Below are 13,437 nucleotides of genomic sequence, written 5' to 3'. Positions count from 1 at the left end.
ATGATCCGGTTTGCTTAAACTGAAAATCGGCCCTTTAGGGGGACGGCTCGTAAGGGTTAGATGTCTATGGAAGTATACGTTGAGTGCGGCGATGGCACGTTATGCCATCGCCGCACTACGCTGCGGAATCCGCCCCGGTGCTTTCCCAATGATTTTGCCAATCGCCGAGCATGAGGCGTAGACAACATTTCACTCATCGAGATTGTCACCGATACGTTACGGCTAACCCACTACTCACGTTTGAGATGCAGTGGCGGCCTCTCGGCCATGCACCAGACGATACAAGGCCGGCAGGACCAGCAATGTCAGTAGCGTCGACGACACAATTCCGCCAATGACCACGGTAGCTAGTGGCCGCTGCACTTCAGCGCCTGTACCGACGTTCAGTGCCATCGGGACGAATCCTACGCTGGCCACCAATGCGGTCATGAGCACTGGCCGCAGGCGCGTGAGTGCGCCCTCGGTGATCGCGCTGTCCAGTGTGTGGCCGTCATGCCGCAGGCTGCGGATGAACGACACCATGACGAGGCCATTGAGCACAGCAATGCCGGACAAGGCAATAAAGCCCACGCCGGCCGAGATCGACAAGGGCATGCCGCGTAGCCACAACAGCAGGACCCCGCCGGTCAACGCCAACGGTACGCCACTGAAGATGATCAAGGCGTCCTTGAGCGAACCGAAAGCCATCAGCAGCAATGCGAGGATCAATACGAGAGTGACGGGCACGACAATAGTCAGCCGCTGGCTCGCGGATTCCAGCTGCTCGAAGGTGCCGCCATATTCCACCCAGTAGCCGGTTGGCAGATCGACATCTTGCGCTACTTTACGACGAGCCTCTGCCACAAACGGGCCCAAGTCACGGCCACGCATATTGGCCGTCACCACCACCCGGCGTTTACCGTTTTCGCGGCTGATCTGATTGGGCTGGGGCGCGCGTTCGATGTCGGCCACTTCCGCCAGAGGGACATAGCCGCCATCGGGTAGCGGCACCGGCAGCGTCTGCCATGCATCGGGGCGTTGCCGCAACGATTCCGGAAGACGAACCATGACGGCAAAGCGCCGATCGCCATCGTAAATCAGGCCCGCCTGCTGCCCGCCAACGCCGGCCGCAACCAATTCCTGAATATCAGACACGTTGAGGCCGTAGCGGGCCAGTGCGCTTCGATCCGGCTCGACCGATAAGACCGGTAGGCCAGTAATCTGTTCGACAGCGATATCTTGTGCGCCTTCAATATCGCTTAACACGCCACGAACCTCGTTCGCGCTTTGCAGCAAGATATCGAGATCGTCTCCAAATACCTTCACCGCCAAGTCCGCGCGTACGCCGGACAGCAGCTCGTTGAAGCGCATCTCGATCGGCTGGGTGAACTCGTATTTGTTGCCGGGCAGTTCAGATACCGCAGCAACGATTTCATCCACCAGTTCCGCCTTGGGTTTATCCGGGTTCGGCCATTCTTCACGGGGCTTCATGATCACGAAGTTGTCGGCCACGGCGGGCGCCACGGCATCGGTCGCGATCTCGGGTGTACCGACCTTGGCGAAGACCAGTTTGACTTCCGGAAATTCGCGCAGCCTATCCTCGAGTTCTTCCTGCATGGTCAGTGCCTGCTCGAGGCCGGTCCCCGGGATACGCAGCGCATGCAAGGCGATATCGCCCTCGTCGAGCTGGGGCACGAATTCACTGCCCATGCTCGTAGCGAGCCAGGCCGAGCCCGCCACGAGCACGACCGCCACCGCCATCAATGGCCAGCGCAGCAGCATGGCGCCGCGCAGCAGCGGCGCATAGCCAGCTTTGGCCGCCCGCATGAGCCAGTTTTCATGCTCCGACACGCGGCCGGTCATACCCAGAGCAATGGCCGCCGGCACGAAAGTCAACGACAGCACCATGGCCGCTATCAACGCCATGACCACGGTGGCTGCCATCGGGTGAAACATCTTGCCCTCGACCCCGGTCAAGGTGAAAATCGGGATATAGACGGCGGTGATGATCCCCACGCCGAACAGGCTGGGCCCGATGACCTCCTTGGCCGCACTGTAGGTCACGGCCAGTCGTTTGTCTCTTGGCAGGACACGGCCGTGCGCGCGCTGTGCCTCGGCCAGGCGCCGGACCGCGTTCTCCACCACGATGACGGCACCGTCCACGATCAGGCCGAAATCAAGCGCGCCCAGACTCATCAGATTGGCAGACACGCCGGTACGGACCATACCGGTTATCGTTGCGAGCATCGCCAACGGAATTACCGCTGCCGTGATCAAGGCTGCACGGACATTTCCCAGCAACAAAAACAGGATTGCGATCACCAGCAGTGCGCCTTCGAGCAGGTTCTTTTGTACCGTCACCACCGCCTTGTCGACCAGCGTGGTGCGGTTGTAGACCGCTTCGGCCGTGACGCCTTCGGGCAGCGACGCCTGAATGTCCTGCAGTCTGTCGGCGGTGGCCGCTGCGACTTCCCGTGAATTCTCGCCCACGAGCATGAACGCGGTGCCGAGCACCGTTTCGCGTCCGTCACGCGTGGCCGCGCCAGTGCGCAACTGCTTGCCAATCGCGACGTCGGCGACGTCGGTAACGTGCACCGGAGCGGCATTGCGCTGAGCCAGCACGATCTTTTCCAGCCCGCTGATCGCCTTGACCTGCCCGGGTGAGCGCACCAGAAGCCGGCGACCGTTTTCTTCGATATACCCGGCGCCAAGATTGCTGTTGTTGCGTCGCAGGGCCTCGGCGACGTCGTCGAATGTCAGGTTGTAAGCCAGCAGCTTCGCCGGATCCGGGGTGACATGAAACTGTTTTTCATAGCCACCGATCGTGTTGACTTCGGTAATACCTGGGACCTGGACAAGCTGCGGACGGATGATCCAGTCCTGCACCGTACGCAATGCCATCGCATCATAAGGACTACCGTCGGGCTGCGTCGCACCTGGTTCGGCAGTCACCGTATACATGAAGATTTCGCCTAGACCGGTCGCGATCGGCCCCATCTCGGGCTCCAGCTCGGGCGGTAGCTGGCTCTTGATCTGGGCGAGCTTCTCATTGATCCGGTTGCGGGCGGCATAGAGATCTGCGCCATCTTCGAAAATCGCCGTAACCTGCGACAAGCCATACCGCGTAATCGAGCGGGTATAGGCCAGATTGGGCAGTCCGGCCAGCGCGGTTTCCACTACAAACGTTATGCGCTGTTCCGCCTCCAGCGGCGAATAGCCCGGCGCTTCGGTATTTACCTGTACCTGTACGTTGGTGATATCCGGTACCGCATCGATCGGCAGGCGCTGATAATTCCATACGCCGAGGGCGGCCACGGCCAGTACCAAAAACAGCACCAACCAGCGGCGTTCCACCGCGAATTTGAGAATCGCATCAATCATCGGAGGCTCCGGTTAATGGCCGTGGACCGCGCCGGACTTCTCGATGTCCGCCTTGATCAAATAGCTGTTGTCGACCACATAGCGCTCGTCGGGCTTGAGCCCCGAGATGACCTCGACATACTCGCCGTCACCGGCGCCGAGTTCCAGTGGCCGAACCTGATAGGCCTCGCCCACTTTGATGAACACCACGTCCCAGTCACGAAAGGTTTGCAGCGCGCGACGCTCGATCGCGATCGGCACTTCGCGTTCCGTGATCTCGACCGTGGCTTGCACAAAATGTCCAGGGGTCCAGTGCCCTTGCCGATTGGCAAGCACAGCGCGGGCGACGGTGCTCTGGCCTACTCCCGAAGCTCGTGGGGCGCGGTAACTTATCGTGGTTTTCGCCTGTGAATCGCCGTTTGTGCTTACCGCAGCTGCCTGGCCGACCTGTACGCTTCGGGCGTGCCCCGGAAAGACCTGAAGTTCGGCCCAGACCTCGTCGTAGTCGGCCACCGTAAGCAAGGGCTCGGTGCCGGCCATTTCACCGGGTTCGACACGACGCTCGGTCACGACGCCGGCGATGGGCGAAGTCACCGCGTAGCGCCGCAGGCTGTCGTTGGCCTCCACTGAAGCCAGCCGCTCCCCTTTGGCGACGGTATCGCCCACGGCCTTGTCGACGGCCACAACAACGCCCGGAAAACGGGCCGCGACACGCCGCACGCGGCTCGGATCGGGCACGATATTGCCGTACAGCTTCACTGTCTCTCGAATCGTCCCAGGCCCGGCCAGGGTTGTGGTGATCCCCGCTCGTTTGGCGGCCTCAGCGCCGATGCTGACCCGCCCTTCATAGGAGCTGTACTCCCAGCGGGAGGTATTGCCTTCGTATTCGGCCGCGACCATGACTTCAAACGAGTGGGGTTCGGTCACGACGCCGTCACCCAGCAGATAGTCGTTTTTCGGTTTGAAGTCGAAGCGGTCTACGCGTCCACCGAGGCGTTCCAACTCGACTTCCAGCTCGACTTGCTTTAGATCGACCGGCTCGCCCCCCTGATACGCATAGATTCGAAATTCGGGGGGCACGTTATCCTCGAAGATCGTGACCTCCAACGCGAAGTTGCCGTCTTCGAGAAGACGCCCCCCGTGCGGCCCTTCGGCCGGCGCTGTGGCATCAGACTCCGCCTCGGCCTCTGACGCGGCTTTGGCTGTGCCGAATTGGGTGGCGTCACACGCGCTCAAAATCAGAGCGGCCACCAGGACCGCTGGAAAACGGATGTTCATGGCGACTCCGGATATTGGATATTGCTATTGAATTCGATACGACCGTCACCGCCGGGCAGCGGCTCGGCGGTCAGGCTTTCGATATCGGCACGCAGGCGATGCGCGCGCTCGGCGGCACCGATCAATGCGCGTTCGGCATCGATGAGCTCACGACGGGCGGTCACGCGCTCGAGGTAGCTGTAGCGTCCGCGGTCGTACCCTCGCCGAATTTCGCTCAGTGCCTGTTCCTGCTGCGGAATAATCTGGTCTTGCAGGGTGCGGACTGTTTCTATGGCTTGCGCCCGGGCCTGATAAAGCGAGAACAGTCGCGCCCGCGTATCCAACAGCATGGCGCGTCGCTCCGCGCCCACGGCTTCGCCACGAGCTTCAGCTTCAGCGATGGCACCCTCGGCACGACTGGGCGAAAACAGCGGCACACTTGCGCCGAAGACCAACGCGGTATCGCTGGTATCCTCCAAGCGCTTTACACCAGCGCGCAGACTGATGTTGCTGTGGGTTTGCGACTGAGCAAGACGCAACTCGGCCTGGCGTATGCGACTTTCCGCCGTGAACTGTAGGAAGTCCGGATTGGCCTCGATACGCTCTGCCAATACATCGAACTCGCCGGGTGCGCCTACCGCGTAGAGATCGGAACGAATGGTCTCGAAGTCCGGCTTCGGCATGTTCCAGAGCGCAGCGAGTCGTAACAGGGCGGTTTCTAACTCACGCTCGGCGTCGGCCCGATTCAGCTGCGCACGTGCCAGTGCCGCTTTGGCGCGCGCGGCTTCAGCACGCGGCGCGCGCGCCGCATTGACACGTCGATTCACGCCCCTCAGAGCGTCGCGAGCAAGCTCGGACGCACGCTTGGCGACCGCTAGGCGTTCATCCGCTGCCGCGACCGCGTAGAAGCGACGCGCGACCGAGGCCAAAACGTCGAGCTCCTGCGCTTTCTCTTGAATCGCAACCGCTCGCTGGCGCGCATCCACAACGCCGACTCGGGCATCGCGTTTACCGCCAAGTTCGATTACCTGCGAAAGCGCCAAGGTCGCTTCCGCGCGATCAAAGCCTCTCGCACTGCCTGTGCCGCCGAAGTCCTGTAGCTCGAACTGCAACTCGGGCGCGGGCCTTAGCGCGGCCGTATCGCGGCGACCACCGAGCGCGCGCTGCCTGTATGCGAAAACGCTCAGGCTCGGATTGCGTTCCAGGGCCCGTGAGATTGCATCGGAAAAAGTAAGCGGTGCTGGCGACGGGTTGACGTCCGGCGCGGCTGAAGCCGACACGCACCAAAGCATGAGACCCATCACGCAAGTGATGCGTCGAATACCAATATTCATTTGAAAACTCCTGCTAACGGCGCATACGCGCCGATGTGCCGCTGATAGAAAGCGGCAACGATTGCCTTCGATCAGGCCCTTTGATCAGGCAATAGCAGGCGGGCCGCGGGTAGGCGGCCGCTGGTAGTAAGCGGCAGGGTGAGGCGTTTCCTGCCCGTCTGGGAAATCGGGCTTAACCGAGGAGGCGGGGCCATCCAGCAGCACGCAGGCCAGAAAGACCGGAAGAATCAAGCCCATGGTGCTCTGATACTTGGCCGAGGTCGCTTGGGTCAGATGATTGGATGCGTCGTCAGACAACTCGCTGTCTGACGCATGGCTGTCTGCGTGCGACTCGGCCGCCTGCAAATGGCTCTGGATCGAGGCCTCACTCGCGTCGATGCTGATATGGGCATGCAGACCTGCTGCCTGCATCATGAGCATCATGACCGCGGCCAGTTGCAACCAGTATGTCTTTTTGAGCTGCATGGAAAGCCTAGATCAAACCCCGGTCATAGCGTTAATTCTTAGCGGAACATCCTCGTTGCGGCCGCTAAGGTGTCACACGGTTTTTGCGAACCGAACCCTATCAGTAGGGTGGCACATATTGACTGTATCCTATCCAGGGGGATAGGATCAAGGCCATGAGTACTCATACCACACACCCCGAGATCATCCGGCGGCTCAAACGCGCTCACGGTCACCTGCAAAGCGTCATCAAGATGCTGGAAGACGGCCGCGGCTGTCTTGAAACGACCCAGCAACTTCACGCCGTCGAACGGGCCATCACGAATGCGAAAAACACTTTGGTTCATGACCATATCGATCACTGCTTTGATGAACGCTTTTTCGAAAAAGGCGCTGTAGAGGCACGCGTTTTGATGGAAGAGTTCAAAGCGATTACCAAGTACCTATGAAAAAACCAGCGTCGATTATCAAAGCGACTCTGAGCTGGCTGGGTTTCGGCGGTCCGGAGGATCATGCGCATAAGCATCGTGCCCATCATCACAATCACGATAGCGAGCATGGCCACACGCACGGCGTGGTCGACCCGAGCATCGCCACTACAGAGCGCGGCATCTGGGCGATCAAATGGTCGTTCGTAATCCTCGCGATCACTTTCTTAGGTCAGCTCGGGATCGTGTTGATCTCCGGCAGCGTGGCGCTACTTGCCGATACAATCCACAATCTGGGTGATGCCGCCACGGCAATTCCACTCTGGGTCGCGTTTCGTCTCATTCAACGCGGCACCAGTAAGCGGTTCACCTACGGTTATGGACGTGTCGAAGATCTGGCCGGTGTACTGATCGTATTGATTATTCTCTTCAGCGCGCTGGTGGCGGGCTATCAGGCGATCGACCGATTGCTGGATCCACAACCCATCCGGCATCTGCTCTGGGTGGCTGTCGCTGGAGTGATTGGTTTTATCGGTAACGAATTGGTGGCCGTTTTTCGGATCCGAGTCGGCCGCCAGATGAATAGCGCCGCCCTGGTCGCCGATGGCTACCACGCCCGTACCGATGGTCTGACCAGCCTTGCAGTAGTCGGTGGCGCGGCGGGGGTTTGGCTGGGATTTCCGCTTGCTGATCCAATCGTCGGCCTGCTGATTACAGCCGCGATTTTCGCTATTGTCTGGCAATCTGGAAAAGCCATTTTTAGTCGCTTGCTCGATGGCGTAGATCCGCAGGTAATCGACGATATCCGACATGCCGCTGCGCACGTCGATAACATCCGTGATGTGTCTAACGTTCGGGCGCGGTGGCTAGGGCACCAGTTGGTTGCTGAACTCAATATAACATTGGTAGGCAATGCCACGATAGATCAAGCAAATACTGTGGCGAGTGATGTGGAAAATGAACTGGTGAGTCATCTGCCCGCGCTACAGTCGGCGCACATCCGCATCCGACCGCCGTCTACAAACGACGCGGCTTGACTAGCCGAAACACCCGGCGCATATCATTAAGGACCTAGGTAATTGGCAAGCGCCAAAGCGCGTGGGCCGGCCTTTTGTACCGGTGGACAGTACCGCTGACAATAAAAGCCTGCGCCAAGCGATGCGCTCGACCCGATGCAAGGCAGACCCTATCGCCTAGCGCCCACGAGCACCACCCGTTTCGCTCGCGCCGATGCTGCCAGCCGGCGCCAACGGTAAACTCTCAAGAATCGGCCCAACTAAGCAACGACCGAATCCCGCAACACACCGGCCGGCATTCAGCCGCAGATGAGGAGTGCTCCATGCACACCGAAAGCATCAGCAACTGGAAACACGATCACAGATTCGCTCAGGATCAATCCACGGCGGCTATATTGGCGCTTTGCTGCTGGCGATCTTACGGCGGTCATGGTTTGAATAGAGTATCGACCGCCCCCTGAGTCAAGTCGCGATTCAATCTACTTCCGACGCCCGCAACTCACGTCGTTACTCAGCACATCACGCTCTTGAATTTTACCTAACCGCAACTACTTTCGATCACATGCGTCTTCTGTTGGCACTAACACTTTTATTGGCTACGTTCGCCACGCAGGCCAGCGAACAAACGGCGCCGAGCATTTCGACCCAGTTCGCCGGGGCCCACGCGCAATCCACAATCGGCAGCGAACCGACAAAAGCCGCATATACCATCGACGATGGACATCGCGATGGCTCAGGGGATCAGACGCACCAAGAATGCGCATCTGTCGGCCATTGCGCATCGAGTGCTCTAGGCGCTAGTAGTACTGTATTCATATCAGACTATAATTCTGCGCTAAAGCCTGCTGCGTTTACACAGACGCAAGTTGGCAGCGGCTTTACGTCCCCACCATACCGTCCTCCCGCCACAGGATCGTAGCCTTTTCGCATTGACACCGGCTTAAACGCGCCTGGAATAAGCAAACGCTAATCAAATCTGCTTTTGTCCGCTGGCCTGAGCCGTGCTCTGAGCTATAAATGCGAATTGTCAGCCTGAGCCAACACGAGCTAGCAAACGCAGATCGCGCTTTGCAGCTTCATCATTGATATGAATTACGGGAGTGAACTCATGCACATCTCAAATGTTAATCCGTCCGCATCACATTGGTTTATCGCGACTTCTCTATTTCTCAGTAGCGTTATATTCATGACCGCCAGCGCTGGGGTAGGACATGGAGCCGAATCAGCCGACAATACGGCATCAAGAGATCCTCAGGCGGTGGTAAATGTCGAAGCCAGTTCCAAGACAGTTACCCCTAGTCGTGGCGACAGCGGTTCGAGAGGCGCCGACGATTACGACGTAATTGACCACTCAGGCGAGCCTGGGCGACCCTCCGAAAGCACACCCACACGTGGTGCGAAAAAGGAGAATCAGGAAGGCCAAGACCATACTGATCCGCAGTCGCATATTCACGCTGGCTCTCACAATAGCGACTAAATTTCGCTCGAAGAGAGCAGCGTAACGTCGCTTAACAAAGGGGACAGCGGTTAGCTGTCCCCTTCCCCTGCCTCGCAGTTTTGCCGCTATTGATGGCCCAGTGAATCCGAACAGATTAAGAATACGGCCCGGAATTCAAATTAACATCGCGATAGCGAACGCACTCTTGAGTGGTTAAGGCTGTCTATGGCCTTCGTAATGTATATAAGGATCTATTCACCCACTTACACATGAGCCCTAAGAAGTGACTCCTATCTCTGGCGTCGGTGAAACTTCGCGGAAAGTTGGAATGGCTGTCGATACGCTGCGCGGTTACGAGAAAATTGGGCTGTCGCCGCGCGTTGCGCGGTCGGTGACGGCATCAACGACGCGCCGGCGCTGATGCCGGCCGATATCCGCATCGCCATGGGGCCGGGTACCAACATCGCCATCGACGCAGCCGATATCATCATCCTCAATGGCCAACTCGGCGCGGTGATCACCGCTTGGGAGGTCAGCCGCTGGGGTATCGCAAGATGTCGCAGAACCTAGGCTTGGCCTTTTGTTTAACGGCATCGGCATCTCTCCGGCCGTTCCCGGTCTGATCTACCCCCGTTTGGACGCTGGTGGCCATGGCCGCCAGCGCGACCGCGATCTTCGTCAACTCACTCTGGCAGCGGCCAAGGATGTTCTTCGATGCGTTGGCGAGTAGCAAAAAGCGCGCTTAATAATGGGCTTATATCACGACATAGCGCTCTACCAAGGCTTTGTTACATGGCCATACTTAACCGGCACTTGGCGCCCTATCACCGGCGTGTCTTGCGCGCAGGCGACATACTGGAGATCGGCATCGGTTCCGGCTTCAAACTGCCATTTTATGGACCCGAATGTCCGGGGCCTCCACGACTTGGGCCCGTCTCCACAACTGGTTCGCATCACGCGGCGTGCGCCAGACCGCTCCGCCCGTTTGATTGCGCTGATCGAGGGTTCAGCGAAAGCCAGCCCGGTTGATGACAAAGGCATCGATCCGATCGCGACGACTCGGGCTCTGTGCAGCACCCTTCATACAAGCCGGGTGCTCGCAGAATGCGCGGCGGGATTAATGCCAGCGGCCAATTGTTATTCGCCAAACATGGCCGGCGCCGGATGGCCCACGGCCTAACGCCTTTCTCGCCGAAGGTGTGCAGTGGTTCCAACTTGGAAGGAATTGGTCGCAAAAGGTCGCATTGACTGAATACACATCGAAACCGGCTACATAAAACGCCTCGTGGCTTATATGTGCGAAGGCCGGGCCGTCCGGAAACAAACGCTGCATTATCCACCCGGCTGCCCGAAAAAATACCGACCCCGTACCACACTCCGGGTATTGTTTACAGCATATTCGTGACATATATTGAAAGCATGAAGTCTACCGTGCTCCACGCGCTGATCTTGATGCTGGTATTCACCAGCGTGCTGGCCAGTCCAGCGGTCATGGCGTGGACCATGCCGGCCGAGAACGCGTCAAGCGATTGCTCGTTATGTCAGGCCGACACCACGAAGCCGCAGCACTCAACCGCGGCGACTTCGACTTGCGCAGTGGCCATCTGCGGCATGATGGCTGATGTTGCGCATAACACTGCCGGGGTTACGCCCCTGCCACCTGCGGCGCCCACGTTTCATATCGAAACGCATTTGGGCCGCCAACTCGAAGGGCCCGACCCTTTTCCCCCGCGAGCTATCCACGCTTGATCTGACTGACGCCTGAGCGCGTCACAAACTCCGGCTGAGCTTACACAGACCGCGCCTCTGCGGTCAGTGCTGGTCTGTCATGCGACAGCAACCATGACGTCGCATGTGCACGCCTAACGGCTTTCCGGAACTGCCTAGATCACGTGGAGTTCTTCCGATGACCCAACTACGTAATGCGACCGTGGCGCGCCTAACGCTCATGCTCGTTCTGTTTATCTCGACCGGCGCGGCCATCGCGGCACCGGTACAGGCTCGCCTTTACCACAACCCGGGCTGCATGTGCTGTGAGCAGTACGCCGACTACCTCAACGCCAAGGGGTATGAGGTGGACGTGCTCGACACGGACGATATGGCGGCTCTCAACGAAAAGCACGGCGTCGAACCGGCGTTGTCGTCTTGTCACACCACTCTCATCGGCGACTACGTCGTCGTCGGGCATGTACCTGAGCCGGTCGTTGCCAAGCTGCTGCGCGAGGAACCCGATATCCGAGGTATCGCGCTACCCGGCATGCCGAGCGGCTCGCCGGGCATGCCCGGCAAAAAGAGCGAACCGTTCGTCATCAAAACGCTGAATGGCGACGTTTACACGACGTATTGAGCCTTTATTCAGGCAATTACCGAGGTAACAAACGATGAAAAGCTGTGATTCCGGAAAATCGACGTCACCCGACTCCGTTCCTCCAGCCCGGCGCTGGCTCGAACCCCGCAGCGTATTAGTCGGCGGCGTTGCCGCCGCGGCGGTCGGGCTTGTATTCAACTGGAACTGGGTCGTGGCCATCGGGGCCGTGCCGCTGCTGTTCATCCTGCCCTGCATGATCATGATGGGCTGGATGATGTGGAGTATGCGGCCGACCGCTACCGATGATGCGACGTCCCGGCAGGAACCAGATACTCAAACCCGTTATTCAAATCAGATCGCGTCGTCGAGCGCACCTTCCGATCAACAGTGCGACCGCCTTTTTGACGGCCGGGTTCTAGGATGCCGGTCGGCGACGTTCTCCCCGAACTCAGCGTTCTGGTCAGCGCGGTCGCGCTGCTACTGGCGGCGAGCTTCATGCGCGAGCGCGATCAATGGTTGGCTGCCCCGGGCGCGCTCATCGGTCTGACCGTGGCCGCCGCGTTCTGTATCGCCCAACTGGGCGAAGCCCCGAGACTGACTTTTTCGGGGGTCTGGGCCCTCGACGGCGCCAGCATCTGGGCGCGCGTGATCATCCTGGCCACGGCTGCCTTGAGCGTTCTGCTGACGCCCGAATGGCTGCGCAGCGACCGGCGCCACGGCGAATACTATGCGATCTTGTTGTTGGCCACACTCGGGGCCATGCTGCTTGCCGGCGCGGCCGACCTGATGCAATTGATCATGGCCGTTCTGCTGTCCTCGGTGACGGGCTACACGCTGGCCGCCTACCACCGTGCCTGGCCGCTGTCGGTCGAAGCCGGCATGAAGTATTTTCTGGTTGGCGCACTGGCGAACACTCTACTCGTACTCGGTGTGACGTTGATGTTCGGGCTGTTTGCCACCACGGACTACGGCGAGTTGGCCGCCCGCACGAACGACAGTCCGCAATGGATGACGCTCGTCGCCTTCAGCCTTGTCGTTGTGGGTGTCGCGTTCAAGCTCGCTGCCGTGCCGGCCCATACCTGGATGCCGGATGTCGCCGAGGGCGCGCCGCCGCCCGCGGCCGCCTTTCTCACTATTGCACCCAAGGTCGGCGCGGCCATCGCGCTGGCCCGCTTCGTCGATCTGTTCCCGCAACACGACATTGCCTGGCGCGCCGTGGTTGCCACGATCGCGGTCGCGACGATGACCATCGGCAATCTGGGCGCGCTTGGTCAGAATGACGTGCGGCGCATGCTGGGCTGGTCCTCGGTCTCGCAATCCGGCTACGCACTGATGGCGGTCGCCGTGCTGGGGCTCGACCCCTATGCCCTGCCGGCTTTGCTGTTCTTTCTCGCGAGCTATGCGGTCGCGAATCTCGCAGCATTCGGTGTCGTGACGCAGCTACGCGGGCGCACGAACCTGGCCGACTACCGCGGCCTCGCCACCGCGCATCCCCTGCTCGCGGCCGCACTGATCCTGAGTTTCCTATCGCTGGTGGGTATTCCACCGCTAGCCGGTTTCGTCGGCAAGCTGGCGCTGTTCGTCACCACGATTGAATCCGGCTACGCCTGGCTGGCGGTGGTCGCGCTGGTCAATACCGTGGTCTCGCTCGTTTACTACCTGCGCGTGCTGGCACCCGTATATTTCGCCGAGCCGGCACGGCCCATGCACACACTCGGCTACTGGGCGGCAACCTCTGTCTTCTTATGCGCGTTGTTTACTATCGCTCTAGGCGGCTTGGCGGATCCTCTCTGGCGGATGCTGTCACAAGCCACCATTCTTCCCTAGGCGGCTACTGAAATAGCCCTTGAGTGTTCGCACGGTGCTCGGCCGG

The 13,437-nt window shown here is 59.7% G+C and carries 7 protein-coding genes and 2 pseudogenes; 5 read left to right on the top strand and 4 right to left on the bottom strand.

Annotated features, from left to right (window positions below):
- Nucleotides 1-234 precede the first annotated feature (234 nt).
- The 4 genes from C84B14_RS16220 to C84B14_RS16205 form a co-directional block, all read right to left on the bottom strand.
- On the bottom strand, nucleotides 235-3,360 hold the full coding sequence (locus C84B14_RS16220; RefSeq protein ID WP_353225644.1) for an efflux RND transporter permease subunit: 3,126 nt from the start codon (nucleotides 3,358-3,360) through the stop codon (nucleotides 235-237).
- A gap of 12 nt (nucleotides 3,361-3,372) precedes the next feature.
- Nucleotides 3,373-4,617, bottom strand: a complete 1,245-nt coding sequence (locus tag C84B14_RS16215; RefSeq protein ID WP_353112604.1) for an efflux RND transporter periplasmic adaptor subunit — start codon at nucleotides 4,615-4,617, stop codon at nucleotides 3,373-3,375.
- A complete protein-coding gene (locus C84B14_RS16210) occupies nucleotides 4,614-5,888 on the bottom strand; it encodes a TolC family protein (protein WP_353225690.1) in 1,275 nt (424 codons plus the stop codon). The genes C84B14_RS16215 and C84B14_RS16210 overlap by 4 nt, the downstream gene beginning before the upstream one ends.
- A gap of 126 nt (nucleotides 5,889-6,014) precedes the next feature.
- Complete coding sequence (locus C84B14_RS16205; RefSeq protein ID WP_353225642.1) at nucleotides 6,015-6,395, bottom strand: hypothetical protein; 381 nt, start codon at nucleotides 6,393-6,395, stop codon at nucleotides 6,015-6,017.
- Between the two features lie 155 nt (nucleotides 6,396-6,550).
- Between C84B14_RS16205 and C84B14_RS16200 the strand changes: the two genes are divergently transcribed.
- From C84B14_RS16200 to C84B14_RS16180, 5 genes and pseudogenes are all read left to right on the top strand, one after another.
- The gene (locus C84B14_RS16200; RefSeq protein ID WP_353112610.1) at nucleotides 6,551-6,823 is read left to right on the top strand and encodes a metal-sensing transcriptional repressor; all 273 of its coding nucleotides are present in this window, start codon (nucleotides 6,551-6,553) and stop codon (nucleotides 6,821-6,823) included.
- 14 nt (nucleotides 6,824-6,837) lie between these two features.
- Nucleotides 6,838-7,836: pseudogene (locus tag C84B14_RS16195) on the top strand (cation diffusion facilitator family transporter); the annotation flags it as partial.
- Nucleotides 7,837-9,604: 1,768 nt separating this feature from the next.
- Nucleotides 9,605-10,002: pseudogene (locus C84B14_RS16190) on the top strand (heavy metal translocating P-type ATPase); the annotation flags it as partial.
- Nucleotides 10,003-11,162: 1,160 nt separating this feature from the next.
- The gene (locus tag C84B14_RS16185) at nucleotides 11,163-11,603 is read left to right on the top strand and encodes a DUF411 domain-containing protein (protein ID WP_293623893.1); all 441 of its coding nucleotides are present in this window, start codon (nucleotides 11,163-11,165) and stop codon (nucleotides 11,601-11,603) included.
- Nucleotides 11,604-11,984: 381 nt separating this feature from the next.
- The gene (locus tag C84B14_RS16180; protein WP_353225640.1) at nucleotides 11,985-13,391 is read left to right on the top strand and encodes an NADH-quinone oxidoreductase subunit N; all 1,407 of its coding nucleotides are present in this window, start codon (nucleotides 11,985-11,987) and stop codon (nucleotides 13,389-13,391) included.
- Nucleotides 13,392-13,437: the final 46 nt, after the last annotated feature.

This window comes from Salinisphaera sp. C84B14, from assembly GCF_040361435.1.
In the GTDB taxonomy this organism is placed as follows: domain Bacteria; phylum Pseudomonadota; class Gammaproteobacteria; order Nevskiales; family Salinisphaeraceae; genus Salinisphaera.
The sequence above is the reverse complement of the archived record's forward strand: the minus strand, read 5'-3'. Positions and strand labels throughout refer to the sequence as shown.